Source organism: Bacillus sp. EU52, assembly GCF_037964975.1.
GTDB lineage: Bacteria > Bacillota > Bacilli > Bacillales > Bacillaceae > Bacillus > Bacillus subtilis.
Genome location: NZ_CP150177.1, coordinates 3,716,346 through 3,733,208, shown reverse-complemented (window position 1 = coordinate 3,733,208; position 16,863 = coordinate 3,716,346). Strand labels below are relative to the sequence as shown.

General features: G+C 45.4%; 15 protein-coding genes. 14 read left to right on the top strand and 1 reads right to left on the bottom strand.

The features are described 5' to 3' along the window. Nucleotides 1–6 precede the first annotated feature (6 nt). The 14 genes from rfbD to bacF all read left to right on the top strand — a co-directional run bounded on the left by rfbD (nt 7) and on the right by bacF (nt 16,000). On the top strand, nt 7–858 hold the full coding sequence (rfbD, locus tag NSU05_RS19180) for a dTDP-4-dehydrorhamnose reductase (protein ID WP_015250965.1): 852 nt from the start codon (nt 7–9) through the stop codon (nt 856–858). Beyond that, a complete protein-coding gene (locus NSU05_RS19175) occupies nt 851–1,306 on the top strand; it encodes a dTDP-4-dehydrorhamnose 3,5-epimerase family protein (protein ID WP_014481242.1) in 456 nt (151 codons plus the stop codon). The genes rfbD and NSU05_RS19175 overlap by 8 nt, the downstream gene beginning before the upstream one ends. 324 nt (nt 1,307–1,630) lie before the next feature. After that, entirely contained in the window at nt 1,631–2,095 is a 465-nt protein-coding gene (gene bslB, locus NSU05_RS19170; RefSeq protein ID WP_003227472.1) for a biofilm surface layer hydrophobin BslB, read from the top strand. A gap of 177 nt (nt 2,096–2,272) precedes the next feature. Next, a complete protein-coding gene (rocG, locus tag NSU05_RS19165) occupies nt 2,273–3,547 on the top strand; it encodes a glutamate dehydrogenase (protein ID WP_003227482.1) in 1,275 nt (424 codons plus the stop codon). 226 nt (nt 3,548–3,773) lie between these two features. Next, complete coding sequence (gene pruA, locus NSU05_RS19160; protein ID WP_038429811.1) at nt 3,774–5,321, top strand: L-glutamate gamma-semialdehyde dehydrogenase; 1,548 nt, start codon at nt 3,774–3,776, stop codon at nt 5,319–5,321. A 73-nt stretch (nt 5,322–5,394) separates the two neighbouring features. Continuing rightward, nucleotides 5,395–7,095: a M20/M25/M40 family metallo-hydrolase gene (locus NSU05_RS19155; protein ID WP_017696234.1), complete on the top strand. Its 1,701-nt coding sequence runs from the start codon at nt 5,395–5,397 to the stop codon at nt 7,093–7,095. Further along, nucleotides 7,095–8,507 carry an amino acid permease gene (locus tag NSU05_RS19150; RefSeq protein ID WP_038429810.1) on the top strand — a complete coding sequence of 471 codons (1,413 nt, stop codon included), beginning with the start codon at nt 7,095–7,097 and terminating at the stop codon, nt 8,505–8,507. The genes NSU05_RS19155 and NSU05_RS19150 overlap by 1 nt, the downstream gene beginning before the upstream one ends. 209 nt (nt 8,508–8,716) lie before the next feature. Next, a complete protein-coding gene (locus NSU05_RS19145; protein ID WP_038429809.1) occupies nt 8,717–9,955 on the top strand; it encodes an MFS transporter in 1,239 nt (412 codons plus the stop codon). Between the two features lie 151 nt (nt 9,956–10,106). Next, on the top strand, nt 10,107–10,721 hold the full coding sequence (gene bacA, locus NSU05_RS19140; RefSeq protein WP_009968341.1) for a prephenate decarboxylase: 615 nt from the start codon (nt 10,107–10,109) through the stop codon (nt 10,719–10,721). Then, the gene (bacB, locus tag NSU05_RS19135; RefSeq protein WP_003244300.1) at nt 10,711–11,418 is read left to right on the top strand and encodes a 3-((4R)-4-hydroxycyclohexa-1,5-dien-1-yl)-2-oxopropanoate isomerase; all 708 of its coding nucleotides are present in this window, start codon (nt 10,711–10,713) and stop codon (nt 11,416–11,418) included. Before bacA ends, bacB begins: the two co-directional genes overlap by 11 nt. Before the next feature lie 2 nt (nt 11,419–11,420). Continuing rightward, nucleotides 11,421–12,182: a dihydroanticapsin 7-dehydrogenase gene (gene bacC / locus NSU05_RS19130; protein WP_038430056.1), complete on the top strand. Its 762-nt coding sequence runs from the start codon at nt 11,421–11,423 to the stop codon at nt 12,180–12,182. A gap of 18 nt (nt 12,183–12,200) precedes the next feature. Next, complete coding sequence (gene bacD, locus NSU05_RS19125) at nt 12,201–13,619, top strand: alanine--anticapsin ligase (protein WP_038429808.1); 1,419 nt, start codon at nt 12,201–12,203, stop codon at nt 13,617–13,619. After that, on the top strand, nt 13,616–14,800 hold the full coding sequence (gene bacE, locus NSU05_RS19120) for a bacilysin exporter BacE (RefSeq protein WP_019712823.1): 1,185 nt from the start codon (nt 13,616–13,618) through the stop codon (nt 14,798–14,800). The genes bacD and bacE overlap by 4 nt, the downstream gene beginning before the upstream one ends. Beyond that, nucleotides 14,801–16,000, top strand: coding sequence for a transaminase BacF (gene bacF, locus NSU05_RS19115; protein ID WP_014481235.1), 1,200 nt, complete (start codon nt 14,801–14,803; stop codon nt 15,998–16,000). 14 nt (nt 16,001–16,014) lie between these two features. On the opposite strand, the gene bacG is transcribed toward bacF, so the two are convergent. Beyond that, nucleotides 16,015–16,794 carry an NADPH-dependent reductase BacG gene (gene bacG, locus NSU05_RS19110; protein ID WP_038429807.1) on the bottom strand — a complete coding sequence of 260 codons (780 nt, stop codon included), beginning with the start codon at nt 16,792–16,794 and terminating at the stop codon, nt 16,015–16,017. Between the last annotated feature and the right edge of the window lie 69 nt (nt 16,795–16,863).

The window sequence follows — 16,863 nt, the reverse complement described above, 5'->3', positions numbered from 1 at the left end:
ATCTGATTGACAAAGGTATTGGTGACTGGGGCGGGAGGACAGCTTGGCTTGGAACTATGCCGCCAGCTGAAGCAAGCCGGATATGAGGTCATTGCGTTAACAAAGAAGATGATGAACATTGCTGACCAGCGCTCAGTACGGCATTCGTTTGGCCATTATCAGCCGGATATCGTGGTCAATAGCGCCGCGTTTACGTCGGTTGATCAATGCGAGAAAGAGCTTGATAAAGCGTACTTGATTAACGGAATCGGCGCTTATTATACAGCGCTTGAGTCAACCCGCATCGGAGCTCAATATGTTCATATCAGCACGGACTATGTATTCAATGGGAAAGGAACCCAGCCATATAGGGAAGACGATCCCCTCGATCCGAAAACCATTTATGGCAAAAGCAAAAGGCTTGGAGAAGAACTGATACGATTAACGACAAAAGACAGCACGATCATCAGAACATCGTGGGTGTACGGACATGGCGGCAGTAATTTCGTTGAAACCATGCTGAAGCTTGCTGAAACGAAACAAGAGCTTCGGGTTGTCAGCGATCAAATTGGTTCGCCGACTTATACGAAGGATTTAGCAGAAGCGGTCATCAAACTGTTCAGCCATCCGCCGGGCATCTATCATGTCAGCAATTCAGGCATATGCAGCTGGTATGAGTTTGCGACGGCAATTATGGAAGAAAGCGGGCTGGAAACAGCCATTTTGCCTGTAACGACAGAGGAATACGGGAACAAAACGCCCCGTCCGGCATACTCTGTGCTGAGCCATCGGGCTATTGAAGAAGCCGGCATCCGCCCCCGCCACTGGCGGGAAGCGTTACGAGAGTATTTGCAGGAAAGGAGCAGTGCGTGTGATTGATGGAGTCAAGGTGAAAAAATTGATGAAGCATAGCGATGACAGAGGCTTTTTTGCTGAGCTGGTCCGGGACGATGAGAATCTCCTTGAGCATTTTGGGCAGGCCTCTTGGTCGAAAAGCTATCCGGGTGTGATTAAGGCATTTCATTATCATGAGAAGCAGGATGATCTCTGGTTCTTCCCAACCGGCCACGCTCAGGTTGTCCTATACGATCTTCGAGAGGATTCAAAGACAAAAGGAGAAACGGACGTCTATTATATGGGCGAAGACAATCCGATGCTGTTATTAATCCCAAAAGGGGTGGCTCACGGATATAGAGTGCTGGGAGAGACGCCGCTGACAATTATCTATTTTACCACCATGTCGTATAACCCAGATCAGCCTGATGAAAAAAGAATTCCGTGGAATGATGAGACGATCGGTTTTAACTGGAACACTGAATTCAGATAAAAATAGGAACGTGATCAATCGAAGAGCAGAGGCATCTTCGACTTTTTTTTGCCCTTTTTTAAAATAGGATAAAAGATAGAAAATGTCAGGCAGATGTTACTAGAAAAAGAGAGAGAAATCGTCCATTTGAACCTTGTATAAACAGGAAGGAATTCTCATTGAATTCCAAGTGTTAATATTCCTTAAAAAACATTTACTTCCATGGAAAATGATGATAGATTAATTTTTAAGAAAAAGAACTGGTAATTCGCGAATTATGAAAAAGCGCTTTTTCTGCAGAGGACGCTCTGGCCAAATTTCAACAATCAATTAGGGGGAAATGTCATGCTAAAAAGAACTTCATTCGTATCTTCATTATTCATCAGTTCAGCTGTTTTACTATCAATCTTACTTCCTTCGGGCCAAGCTCATGCACAGTCTGCATCAATCGAGGCAAAAACAATTAACAGCACGAAAGAGTGGACCACTTCTGATATTGAAGTGACATATAAACCAAATGCGGTGCTTTCTCTCGGAGCGGTAGAATTTCAATTTCCTGACGGGTTTCATGCTACGACAAGAGATTCAGTGAATGGAAGAACACTGAAAGAAACACAGATTTTAAACGATGGAAAAACAGTCAGACTCCCGCTTACGCTTGATTTGTTAGGCGCATCCGAATTTGACCTTGTCATGGTGCGTAAAACTCTTCCTCGCGCAGGCACTTACACGATTAAAGGCGATGTAGTAAACGGTTTGGGAATCGGCAGTTTTTATGCTGAAACGCAGCTGGTGATTGATCCCCGTTAATCGATAGATTTGTAGTCAGAGACTGAGATGTTTTCAGTCTCTTTTTTTTGTGGATTCAAAAGCTGGTACGGATCTTGCATGATGATAAGGGTGAATCCGATGCAGAAAGGAATTGGCGGGCTGATTTTTTAAAGCGCTTACATTAAAGCCGGCCAAAAAAACAATGAGGTGAAAAAGATGTCAGCAAAGCAAGTCTCGAAAGATGAAGAAAAAGAAGCTCTTAACTTATTTCTGTCTACCCAAACAATCATTAAGGAAGCCCTTCGGAAGCTGGGTTATCCGGGAGATATGTATGAACTCATGAAAGAGCCGCAGAGAATGCTCACTGTCCGCATTCCGGTCAAAATGGACAATGGGAGCGTCAAAGTGTTCACAGGCTACCGGTCACAGCACAATGATGCTGTCGGTCCGACAAAGGGGGGCGTTCGCTTCCATCCAGAAGTTAATGAAGAGGAAGTAAAGGCATTATCCATTTGGATGACGCTCAAATGCGGGATTGCCAATCTTCCTTACGGCGGCGGGAAGGGCGGTATTATTTGTGATCCGCGGACAATGTCATTTGGAGAACTGGAAAGGCTGAGCAGGGGGTATGTCCGTGCCATCAGCCAGATCGTCGGTCCGACAAAGGATATTCCAGCTCCAGATGTATACACAAATTCGCAGATTATGGCGTGGATGATGGATGAGTATAGCCGGCTGCGGGAATTCGATTCTCCGGGCTTTATTACAGGTAAACCGCTTGTTTTGGGAGGATCGCAAGGACGGGAAACGGCGACGGCACAGGGCGTCACGATTTGTATTGAAGAGGCGGTGAAGAAAAAAGGGATCAAGCTGCAAAACGCGCGCATCATCATACAGGGCTTTGGAAACGCGGGTAGCTTCCTGGCCAAATTCATGCACGATGCGGGCGCGAAGGTGATCGGGATTTCTGATGCCAATGGCGGGCTCTACAACCCGGACGGCCTTGATATTCCTTATTTGCTCGATAAACGGGACAGCTTCGGTATGGTCACCAACTTATTTACTGACGTCATCACAAATGAGGAGCTGCTTGAAAAGGATTGCGATATTTTAGTGCCTGCTGCGATCTCCAATCAAATCACAGCCAAAAACGCACATAACATTCAGGCGTCAATCGTCGTTGAAGCGGCGAACGGCCCGACAACCATTGATGCCACTAAGATCCTGAATGAAAGAGGCGTGCTGCTTGTGCCGGATATCCTGGCGAGTGCCGGCGGCGTCACGGTTTCTTATTTTGAATGGGTGCAAAACAACCAAGGATATTATTGGTCGGAAGAAGAGGTTGCAGAAAAATTGAGAAGCGTCATGGTCAGCTCGTTCGAAACAATTTATCAGACAGCGGCAACACATAAAGTGGATATGCGTTTGGCGGCTTACATGACGGGCATCAGAAAATCGGCAGAAGCATCGCGTTTCCGCGGATGGGTGTAATTTGAGAAGCCTCCGCAAAATAATTTTGCATTTGTTTTTTGCGTAAAGAGCAAAAATCGCAAAATAAATTTGCGTTCAAGATCGGAAAAAGAGAAAGGTGATCACCTGTTAGACAAATTTCTGTTCGATTCAACAAGTTTTTTCAGCAAAAGACAAGAAAATGGCATGATTCTTGCATTTTTATTCATATGCGAAGATATATTTCATAACACGAGGGGGACTACATATGACAGTCACATACGCGCACGAACCATTTACCGATTTTACGGAAGCAAAGAATAAAACTGCTTTTGGGGAGTCATTGGCCTTTGTAAACACTCAGCTCGGCAAGCATTATCCGCTTGTCATAAATGGAGAAAAAATTGAAACGGACCGCAAAATCATTTCTATTAACCCGGCAAATAAAGAAGAGATCATTGGGTACGCGTCTTCAGCAGATCAAGAGCTTGCTGAAAAAGCAATGCAAGCCGCATTGCAGGCATTTGATTCCTGGAAAAAACAAAGACCGGAGCACCGCGCGAATATTCTCTTTAAGGCAGCGGCTATTTTGCGCAGAAGAAAGCATGAATTTTCAAGCTATCTTGTGAAGGAAGCGGGAAAACCGTGGAAGGAAGCAGATGCGGACACGGCTGAAGCGATAGACTTTTTAGAGTTCTATGCGCGCCAAATGCTAAACCTTAAGGAAGGGGCTCCGGTGAAGAGCCGTGCTGGCGAGTTCAATCAATATCATTACGAAGCGCTTGGCGTCGGCATCGTCATTTCACCATTTAACTTCCCGCTTGCAATTATGGCGGGAACAGCGGCGGCAGCGATTGTGACAGGAAATACGGTTCTCTTAAAACCGGCTGACGCAGCACCGGTAGTGGCAGCAAAATTTGTCGAGGTCATGGAGGAAGCGGGCCTGCCAAACGGTGTTCTGAATTACATTCCGGGAGATGGAGCGGAGATCGGTGATTTCTTAGTTGAGCATCCGAAGACACGATTTGTCTCATTTACAGGTTCCCGTGCAGTCGGCTGCCGGATTTATGAGCGAGCCGCCAAAGTGCAGCCGGGCCAAAAATGGCTCAAACGGGTAATTGCTGAGATGGGCGGAAAAGACACAGTGCTTGTCGACAAGGACGCTGATCTTGACCTTGCTGCATCCTCTATCGTGTACTCAGCATTTGGATATTCAGGACAGAAGTGTTCTGCGGGCTCCCGCGCGGTCATCCATCAGGATGTTTATGATGATGTGGTGGAAAAAGCTGTGGCGCTGACCAAAACGCTGACTGTCGGCAATCCAGAAGATCCTGATACGTATATGGGTCCCGTGATTCATGAAGCATCCTACAACAAAGTGATGAAATACATTGAAATCGGCAAATCTGAAGGCAAGCTATTGGCCGGCGGAGAAGGCGATGATTCAAAAGGCTACTTTATTCAGCCGACGATCTTTGCAGATGTTGATGAAAACGCCCGCTTGATGCAGGAAGAAATTTTCGGCCCGGTTGTTGCGATTTGCAAAGCGCGTGATTTCGATCATATGCTGGAGATTGCCAATAACACGGAATACGGATTAACAGGTGCGCTTCTGACGAAAAACCGTGCGCACATTGAACGGGCGCGCGAGGATTTCCATGTCGGAAACCTATATTTTAACAGAGGATGTACCGGAGCAATTGTCGGCTATCAGCCGTTCGGCGGTTTTAATATGTCAGGAACAGACTCAAAAGCAGGCGGTCCCGATTACTTAATTCTTCATATGCAAGCCAAAACAACGTCCGAAGCTTTTTGATTTGAGAGAAATAAAATCGTGCGATTCTTTAGCGGATCGCACGATTTCAACTTTTTGATCAGGAGGACAATTTATGCAGTATACAAAAATCAGTCACATGAATCCGGCTGAAAGAGTGGAGGCGCTGACAGCATCTCTGGTCAGCCTCAGCAGCGTGAACGGCACCGTTGGAGAAGGGACAAAAGCAGATTTCATCAAAGAAGTGATCACGAGCTATCCTTATTTTCAGGAAAACCCCAGTCATGTGTGGGAACAGGCCATTCCCAATGACCCATACAATCGCAAAAATATTTTTGCGTTTATTAAAGGACATGGAGAAAGCCGTAATACAGTCATTTACCATGCCCATCTGGATACAGTTGGAATTGAAGATTTCGGCCCTTTAAAGGATATCGCTTTTGATTGTGAGAAATTGGCCGAGTATTTCAGCCGCTATGAGTTCGATCAGGATGTTCAGCGGGATGCCAAATCAGGCGATTGGATGTTCGGAAGAGGATCTGTCGATATGCAAAGCGGCATCGCCGTGCATTTAGCCAATCTCCTGCATTTTTCGGAGAACCTTGAGACGTTGCCGGGAAATGTATTGTTTATGGCCAATCCCGATGAGGAGAGCCAGCATTCGGGCATTCTCGCCAGCATTTCAGAGCTGAACCGGTTAAAAAAAGAAAAACAGCTTCACTATTTGGCTGCTATTAATACAGATTTTATTACCCCGCTTTACGATGGTGATCAGACAAGATATATCTATACCGGAGCCGCGGGAAAACTGCTGCCTTGCTTTTACATTTACGGGCGTGAAGTCCATGTTGGCGATACACTGGCAGGGATTGACCCAAATTTCATTTCATCTGAAATCACAAGCCGTCTCCACAATAACATCCATCTGGCAGAAAAGGTTGAAGGGGAGTTGGTTCTGCCACCATCCTGTTTGTATCAGCGTGATAACAAGGAATCCTATAATGTGCAAACGGCTGTCAGCACCAGCTTGTATTTCAATTGTTTTATTTATGAAAGAACAGCAAAAGAAATGATGGATTTGCTTATTGAAGTCACTGAGGAAGCATGCCGAGAGACAGAACAAAAATTATCAGATTATTATGAAGAATATGCAAAAAGAGCCAACCTGCCAAAGAAACATTTATCATGGGACATTCAAGTGTATAGCCTGGAGCAATATTTAGAAAAGCTGAGAAACCGGGGGATAGATCCCGAGCAGTGTATCGAGCAGACATTCAAAGCCAACGAGCACCTTGAACTTCGCATGAGATGCTTTCAGGCAATCGAAGAGCTTCAAAAGCTTGACCCCGATCAAGGCGCAAAAGTCATTCTATTTTACGCACCTCCTTACCTGCCGCATAACTATTTGAAAGAAGATAGCGCAAGAGATCAGCTTTTGCAGCATGTGATTAAAGAAGCGGCTGACAAAACCGCTGAATCGACAGGCGAAACATTTGTCTTCAAAAAGTTTTTCCCCTACTTGGCAGACGGCAGTTTTTTATCACTGCACGAAACCGATGGCGAAATTGATTCTTTTATCAGGAACTTTCCTGGGTGGAATATGATTGGGACCATTCCGTTCAAAGATATACGCAAGCTGAATATTCCATCCATTAATATGGGTGTGTACGGAAAAGACGGCCATAAATGGACAGAACGAGTCTATAAACCGTACACATTTCATGTATTGCCTCTCCTCATACAGCAAACCACCGTTCACCTTTTGCAGAGCTACCGGATGACCATCACGGCAAAAGAACCAAAGGGGGAAGGATGATGCAGAATCATAAAAATGAATTGCAGCGCAGCATGAAAAGCAGGCATTTGTTTATGATTGCTTTGGGAGGGGTGATTGGCACTGGGCTGTTTCTAGGCTCTGGCTTTACCATTAGCCAGGCGGGACCGCTCGGCGCCATTGCCGCTTATATCATCGGCGGATTTTTAATGTATCTCGTCATGCTTTGTTTAGGAGAATTGGCTGTTGCCATGCCGGTGGCCGGATCGTTTCAGGCCTACGCCACTAAATTTCTGGGACCGTCGACAGGCTTTATGATTGGCTGGCTGTATTGGTTCAGCTGGGCGAATACAGTGGGGTTAGAGCTGACGTCAGCAGGCATTTTGATGCAAAGGTGGCTGCCCTCCGTTCCGATCTGGATATGGTGCCTCGTGTTCGGAATCGTCATCTTTTTGATTAATGCGCTCTCTGTCAGAAGCTTTGCAGAAATGGAATTTTGGTTTTCAAGCATCAAAGTGGCGGCGATCATATTATTTATTGTGATTGGCGGATCCGCTGTGTTTGGCTTGATTGACTTTAAAGGCGGACAGGAGACACCCTTTTTGTCTAACTTTATGACTGATAGGGGACTTTTCCCTAATGGGGTGCTGGCCGTTATGTTTACGCTGGTCATGGTGAACTTCTCCTTTCAGGGAACGGAGCTTGTCGGCATTGCGGCAGGGGAAAGTGAAAGCCCGGAAAAAACACTGCCAAAATCCATTCGAAATGTCATTTGGCGCACGCTGTTTTTCTTTGTGCTCGCTATGTTCGTCTTGGTTGCCATCCTTCCGTACAAAACGGCGGGGGTGATTGAAAGCCCATTTGTAGCGGTACTCGATCAAATCGGCATCCCATTTTCGGCAGATATCATGAACTTTGTCATCTTAACAGCCATTTTATCTGTTGCTAATTCGGGGTTGTATGCGGCGTCGCGTATGATGTGGTCACTTTCATCAAATCAAATGGGTCCATCCTTTCTCACCAGACTGACAAAAAAAGGCGTGCCGATGAATGCCCTGCTGATTACGCTAGGCATTTCAGGCTGTTCACTGCTGACAAGTGTCATGGCCGCAGAAACAGTGTATTTATGGTGTATCTCAATCTCGGGCATGGTGACAGTTGTCGCGTGGATGTCCATTTGTGCGTCGCAATTTTTCTTTCGCAGGCGTTTCCTTGCTGAAGGCGGAAATGTGAATGATCTGGAGTTCAGAACGCCGCTTTATCCGCTAGTCCCCATTCTCGGATTTTGTTTATATGGCTGCGTGTTGATCAGCCTTATTTTCATTCCGGATCAAAGAATTGGCTTATACTGCGGTGTGCCGATCATTATTTTCTGTTATGCATACTATCATCTAAGCATCAAAAAGCGTATAAATCATGAACCGATTGAAAAAAAGCAGACAGAGGCGCAATAGAAAAAGCTCTCCGGGAGGCCGGAGAGCTTTTTTTACGCATTACATCCTCATGTATTTTTAGAATGGAATATAGAAATATATAATGGGATTTAAATGAAAATAATAAAACTTATAAATATTTCGTTCGAATTGTAAATAGTGAAAAAACAATGCTAAACTATAATACAACTTTATGATAAGAAGATTATGGAAGAGGTGTTTGAGAAAGAATGAACAGCAATCAAATCAATGACATCAAAACAAAACATCATTTTCCGTTATTGTTGGCACTGGCTTTAACGATGGGGGTATTTGCAGCCGGATCTGAAGAGCTTGTAATTTCACCGCTGCTGCCGGATTTAGCAAAAGCCTTCAGCTCAGATGTCAGCGTCCTTGCATTATCTATCAGTATTTACGGCGTTATGATTTTTATCGGTGCGCCGCTTTTGGTTCCATTAGGCGATAAATACTCCAGAGAACTGAGCTTATTGGCCGGGCTTATGATTTTTATCATAGGAACGGTGATATGCGCTTTGGCTCAAAATATTTTTTTCTTCTTTTTAGGCCGGGCGCTTTCGGGATTGGCTGCGGGAGCGTTTGTTCCGACCGCTTACGCAGTTGTCGGTGATCGTGTCCCTTATACATACCGGGGCAAGGTGATGGGACTGATCGTTTCAAGCTGGTCGCTGGCGCTGATTTTCGGAGTGCCGCTCGGATCATTTATCGGCGGCGTCCTGCATTGGAGATGGACGTTTTGGATTTTCGCCTTGATGGGCGTTTTAGTTGTCCTGCTGATTCTCCTTGAAATGCGCCGCCATGCCCAACATAAAAACAGCGGCAAGGAAGAAATAGAAGAGCCGGCAGGAACATTCCGGGATGCGCTGAAAGTCCCTCGTGTACCTGTTTATATCACGATAACCTTTTGTAATATGATTGGTTTTTACGGTATGTATTCCTTTTTAGGCACCTATCTTCAGGACGTTTTTACCGGAGGAAACACGGCTGCGGGCTTATTTATCATGATTTATGGAATCGGGTTTTCCATGAGTGTGATTACAGGAAAGATAGCCGACCGCATCGGAAAAATGCGCTCCCTTTTGATTGCGCTGGGGGTCATCAGCGTTCTGCTGGCGTGTTTACCATATGCGCCGGCGTCTATGTTTCTGTTAATCGCCAGCCTATTTATTTGGGGATTAATGCAAAGTTTGACGGTGACGCTGCTCAGCACCATTTTGAGTGACTGCTCAGAGCGTCATCGCGGAAAAGTCATGGTGTTTTACAGCCTCGCCTCGAATCTGGCCGTGACATTAGGTTCTGCTTTAATGGGACCCGTCTATGTGGCATACGGCTATGCAGCTGTCGGATTGATTTGCGCCGCCATCACAGTCCTCGGATTTGTGCTCAGTGTATTCGCATATAAAAAGTACGGCAAACTTGAGCAGAAGGCCGATCAGTCCTTATCTCAATAAACAAAGTTTCTAAATTCCTATAATTAAAAACCCTTTTTAAAGGGTTTTTTTGTTTGTATGGGAATAATTATCAATATTTTCAAAAAACATTGACAGTTCAATTTCCGCTGGATAAAATTTACTTAAAATTTTAAAAGATTGGTTGGTGCTCATGATTATATTGGATAATAGCATTCAGACAAAAAAAAGAACTGATTCACTATCCAAACTCATTACAGTCAACACGCTCGGCCCTGAGGGGACAAGCAGTGAGTACGCAGCAAAGCATTTCATTTCCAATTTTACTCTTCTACAAGGGCTGAACAGTAAATTGTCCTTGCATGATACTTTTGAATCATGCATCGAAAGGACGCTCCAAAGCCCGCTGGAATATACCATCGTCCCACATGCTTACGATGGCATTAAGCATTTCTACATGAGGCCGGATTTGCAGCTATTGCAGATCTTCAGGTGCGATACACCGATGTACGGCCTGGCTGTTCGTCCTGATTTTGAATTCAGAGACGATATGCTTGATACATCTGTTATTGTTTCACATCCTTCACCTATTAATTTAATAAAATATTTTACCCGCAAAGATGTTCGTTTCAAACTAGTCAATTCAACCAGTCAAGCCGCAAGAAAAGTAAAAGAAGGTTTGTATGACATTGCCTTAACCAATGAGCTTGCACGGCAAAAGTACGGGCTAACCTTTGTAAAAACATTCAAAAGCATTCCAATGAGCTGGTCATTATTTGGAAAAGGAGACGTTGATGATGAAAACTAAAGAAGATATGCAGGAGCTTTATTTCCCGACCCCGAAATTAATTGAATGGGAAAACGGAGTGAGGCAGTATTCAACCGTACGAGGGGATACTGAAGTATTAATGTCTTACGTCCCGCCGCATACCAATGTTGAACCCCATCAGCATAAGGAGGTCCAAATCGGCATGGTCGTTTCTGGCGAGCTGATGATGACTGTCGGAGATGTGACAAGAAAAATGACAGCCTTGGAATCTGCCTATATCGCGCCGCCGCATGTGCCTCACGGGGCAAGAAACGACACAGACCAAGAAGTGATTGCTATTGATATCAAGCGGCTGAAAGCTGATGAAACATATACAAGTCCTGAGGACTACTTTTTGGATATTTTCAAAACAAGAGACCTGTTGCCGGGCATGGAAGTCACGTTCTTTGTTGAGGATTGGGTAGAAATTATGCTTGCCAAAATCCCTGGAAATGGCGGAGAAATGCCTTTCCATAAACATCGGAATGAACAAATCGGCATCTGCATCGGCGGCGGCTATGACATGACGGTCGAAGGCTGCACAGTCGAGATGAAATTCGGCACAGCCTATTTCTGTGAACCTCGTGAAGATCACGGTGCCATCAACCGTTCGGAAAAAGAATCAAAATCGATTAATATCTTCTTCCCGCCGCGCTACAACAGAGCAAAAGCAAAAAAAATGAAGGCGGATGAATGATCATGAACCTCACCGATAAAACTGTCCTCATAACAGGAGGCGCATCAGGCATTGGTTATGCTGCGGTTCAGGCTTTTTTGGGCCAGCAGACCAATGTGGTTGTGGCGGATATTGACGAAGCGCAGGGAGAAGCAATGGTACGAAAAGAAAATAATGACAGGCTGCACTTTGTGCAAACGGACATCACAGACGAAGCTGCCTGCCAGCACGCAGTTGAATCGGCGGTTCATACATTTGGCGGGCTCGATGTCTTGATTAATAATGCAGGCATCGAAATCGTGGCGCCTATTCACGAGATGGAGCTCAGAGATTGGAACAAGGTGCTGCAAGTCAATTTGACCGGCACGTTTTTAATGAGCAAACATGCACTCAAGCATATGCTGGCCGCCGGCAAGGGCAACATCATTAATACGTGCTCTGTCGGCGGACTCGTGGCATGGCCTGATATTCCTGCCTATAACGCCAGCAAAGGCGGGGTTTTGCAGCTGACTAAATCAATGGCTGTTGATTATGCGAAGCATCAAATTCGCGTGAACTGCGTATGCCCAGGGATCATCGACACACCGCTGAATGAAAAATCATTCCTTGAAAATAATGAAGGCACACTTGAAGAGATCAAAAAAGAAAAGGCGAAGGTAAATCCGCTGCTGAGGCTTGGGAAACCTGAAGAAATCGCAAACGTGATGCTGTTTTTAGCCTCGGATTTATCAAGCTATATGACCGGAAGCGCCATCACCGCAGACGGAGGATACACCGCACAATAGAGAAGGAGTGTTTTACATATGGAGAGAAAAACAGTATTGGTCATCGCTGATCTTGGAGGCTGCCCGCCGCACATGTTTTATAAAAGCGCTGCTGAAAAATATAACCTGGTCAGCTTTATTCCAAGACCTTTTGCAATTACAGCCTCCCATGCAGCATTGATTGAAAAATACTCGGTCGCGGTCATAAAAGATAAAGACTATTTTAAGAGTTTAGCTGATTTTGAGCATCCTGATTCCATTTATTGGGCGCATGAGGATCATGACAAGCCTGAGGAAGAGGTCGTCGAGCAAATCGTCAAGGTTGCCGAAATGTTTGGGGCGGATGCCATCACAACAAACAATGAATTATTCATTGCTCCGATGGCGAAAGCCTGTGAACGTCTGGGCCTGAGAGGTGCCGGCGTGCAGGCAGCCGAAAATGCCAGAGATAAAAATAAAATGAGGGACGCTTTTAATAAGGCCGGAGTCAAATCGATCAAAAACAAACGAGTCACAACTCTTGAAGATTTCCGTGCTGCTCTTGAAGAGATCGGCACACCTCTTATCTTAAAGCCTACATACTTAGCGAGTTCAATCGGTGTAACGCTGATTACGGACACTGAGACGGCAGAAGATGAATTTAACAGAGTCAATGACTATCTGAAATCAATTAACGTGCCAAAGGCGGTTACGTTTGAAGCGCCGTTTATCGCTGAAGAATTTTTACAGGGTGAGTACGGAGACTGGTATCAAACAGAAGGGTACTCCGACTATATCAGTATAGAAGGCATCATGGCTGACGGTGAGTATTTCCCGATCGCCATTCATGATAAAACGCCGCAAATCGGGTTTACAGAGACATCCCACATTACGCCGTCCATTCTGGATGAAGAGGCAAAAAAGAAAATTGTCGAAGCTGCCAAAAAGGCAAATGAAGGTCTTGGCCTGCAAAATTGCGCAACACATACAGAGATCAAGCTAATGAAAAACAGAGAACCGGGTTTAATTGAATCGGCAGCCAGATTTGCCGGCTGGAATATGATCCCTAACATTAAAAAGGTATTCGGCCTTGATATGGCGCAATTATTATTAGATGTCCTCTGTTTCGGAAAAGATGCCGATCTGCCGGACGGATTATTGGATCAAGAGCCTTACTATGTCGCCGACTGCCATTTGTACCCGCAGCATTTCAAACAAAATGGCCAGATTCCAGAAACCGCTGAGGATTTGGTCATTGAAGCGATCGATATTCCGGACGGGCTTTTAAAAGGGGATACTGAAATCGTTTCTTTTTCGGCCGCAGCACCAGGCACTTCAGTTGATTTGACATTGTTTGAAGCTTTCAATTCCATTGCTGCATTTGAACTGAAAGGCAGTAATTCACAGGATGTGGCTGAATCAATCAGACAAATTCAGCAGCATGCGAAGCTGACGGCAAAGTATGTGCTGCCAGTATGAAACAGCTGAAACCCAACTCTAAATACTTGCTTTACGGGCAGGCGCTATCGTTCATGGGAGACTATTGTGTTCTCCCTGCCCTGCTCATTTTGTCTACATATTATCACGATTATTGGGTGACGTCCGGGGTCATCGTGGTCAGAAGCATTCCGATGGTGTTTCAGCCGTTTTTGGGTGTTCTGGTCGACCGGTTAGACAGAATTAAGATCATGCTGTGGACGGATATCATCAGAGGCATCATCTTTTTGGGGCTCACATTTCTTCCAAAAGGCGAGTATCCGCTGATTTTTCTGGCCCTGCTGTTTATTTCTTATGGAAGCGGCGTGTTTTTTAATCCCGCCCGTCTCGCTGTCATGTCGTCCTTGGAATCAGATATTAAAAGCATCAACACGTTATTTGCAAAAGCGACAACCATCTCCATTATCGTCGGGGCGGCTGCCGGAGGGCTCTTTCTGTTAGGCGGATCTGTAGAGCTGGCTGTTGCCTTTAACGGTGTGACATACCTGGTTTCGGCATTTTTTATCAGCCGTATCAAGCTGCAATTTGTGCCGATTCAATCTGAAAACATAAAAGAGGCCTTTCAGTCTTTTAAGGAAGGACTCAAGGAAATCAAAACCAATGCATTCGTATTAAACGCCATGTTTACGATGATTACAATGGCTTTGCTGTGGGGAGTCGTGTACAGCTATTTTCCGATTGTCAGCCGCTTTCTGGGTGACGGGGAAATCGGCAACTTTATTCTCACGTTCTGCATCGGCTTCGGCGGCTTTATCGGAGCGGCGCTTGTCGGCAAATGGGGCTTTAACAACAATAGAGGCCTGACGTACTTTACCGTTTTATCCATTGTCTCGCTGGCGCTGTTTTTATTCACGCCGATTTTCGCTGTTTCTGTCATCGCGGCGATCCTCTTTTTCATCGCGATGGAATACGGTGAAGTGCTTGCAAAAGTGAAGGTTCAGGAAAATGCGGCAAACCAGATTCAAGGGCGCATTTTTTCAGTGGCCGAAGCGTCTATCGGATTATGCATTTCTATTGGTTCAATGTTCATTAACATCCTAAGCGCTCCGGTCATTATGGGGCTGATTGTCGTGATCGTATGCGGTTTGTTTCTGCATACGAAGCTCGTCAACAAATCGTTTTTGGAACGGGATAACAAAACGGAGCAAAAAGGAGTCTTTTAGATGGAAATAACACCGTCCGATGTCATCAAGACACTTCCAAGGCAGGAGTTTTCTCTCGTTTTTCAAAAGGTAAAGGAAATGGAAAAAACGGGAGCCCATATCATTAATCTCGGACAGGGGAACCCTGACCTTCCCACTCCGCCGCATATTGTGGAGGCTTTGCGGGAGGCTTCTCTGAATCCTTCGTTTCATGGATACGGCCCTTTCAGGGGCTATCCTTTTTTAAAGGAAGCGATCGCCGCGTTCTATAAAAGGGAATACGGAGTGACAATCAATCCTGAAACGGAAGTCGCGCTTTTCGGAGGCGGGAAAGCCGGATTGTATGTGCTGACACAATGCCTGCTCAATCCGGGAGACATCGCTTTAGTCCCGAATCCAGGCTATCCTGAATATTTATCAGGGATTACGATGGCGCGAGCTGAGCTTTACGAAATGCCGCTGTATGAAGAAAATGGCTATCTGCCGGATTTTGAAAAGATTGATCCAGCCGTGCTGGAAAAAGCGAAGCTTATGTTTTTAAACTATCCGAACAATCCCACTGGAGCTGTGGCTGATGCGGCTTTTTATGCAAGAGCTGCTGCTTTTGCGAAAGAGCATAACATCCATTTGATTCATGATTTTGCATACGGAGCGTTTGAATTCGATCAAAAACCGGCCAGTTTTCTTGAGGCAGAGGATGCCAAAATTGTCGGAGCAGAGCTTTATTCATTTTCAAAAACATTTAACATGGCCGGCTGGAGAATGGCGTTTGCGGTTGGGAACGAAAGGATCATTCAGGCCGTCAATGAATTTCAGGATCATGTATTTGTCGGCATGTTCGGCGGGCTGCAGCAGGCAGCGAGTGCGGCGCTTTCTGGAGATCCGGAGCATACGGAATCGTTGAAACGAATTTATAAGGAACGAATTGACTTTTTTACGGCGCTTTGCGAAAAGGAACTGGGCTGGAAGATGGAAAAGCCAAAAGGAACCTTTTACGTATGGGCTGAAATTCCGAATACGTTTGAGACATCTCACCAATTTTCCGATTACTTGCTGGAGCATGCCCATGTCGTAGTCACACCGGGCGAAATTTTTGGAAGCAACGGAAAAAGGCATGTCAGAATCTCAATGGTGTCGAAGCAGGAGGATCTGCGGGAATTTGTCACGCGGATTCAAAAGCTGAACCTGCCGTTCGGGTCATTACAAGAAACATCCCGCTAAAAAGCGGGATGTTTTTATATGCTTTTCATGCTGCCGCCGTCAGCGGAAATTTGCTGTCCCGTGATGTAGGAGGCTTCCTCAGAGGCAAGAAACGCGGCGAGCGCTGCGGTTTCTTCGGCTGATCCGACCCGTTTCATCGGAATCCCGGAAGCAATCTGTTCCTCTGCTTTCTGTTTGGATATGCTGTTCTTTTTCATCACATTTTCCACAAATTGATGATAACGGTCTGTAGCGATAAAACCAGGATTCAGACAGTTGACAGTAATGTTGTGAGGAGCAAGCTGGATGGAAATATTTTTACTGGCGTTAATTAAAGCGGCATTCATCATACTGTTTGTGAACATGTTGGCGCCGGGTTCTTTCCATAGATTTCCGACAATGTTGATGATTCTGCCAAACTCGTTTTGTTTCATCAGTGAGGAAGCACGCTTGATAGCGTCAATATAGGCAACGGTCTTTTGAGTGAACGTGGCCGTCATATCGTCTATATTGCAGTTATCAAATGTATCAGGCGCGCCGCCCGGGATATTATTAATCAGAACATCAAGCCGTCCGCATTGAGATTCGATTTCCTGAAAAATGCCCGCTCTCGTATGCCTGTCAGACATATCCCCCGCAAGGGCAATGACGCTTGCATCAGGATGCTTGGTCAAAATGTCTTCTTTGACAGATTCAATATTATCCAAACTTCGCGAATTAATGACGAGGGAAAAATGCTGGTCTGCTAATTTCAGAGCGATTGCTTTCCCGATCCCTTGACTGGCTCCCATAACAAATGCGGTTCGTTTTGACAAATAACTACACCCCTTTGAAAAAATTGGATTATTATCTACATCGTAAGAAAAAACGAAGAAAATAGCAAA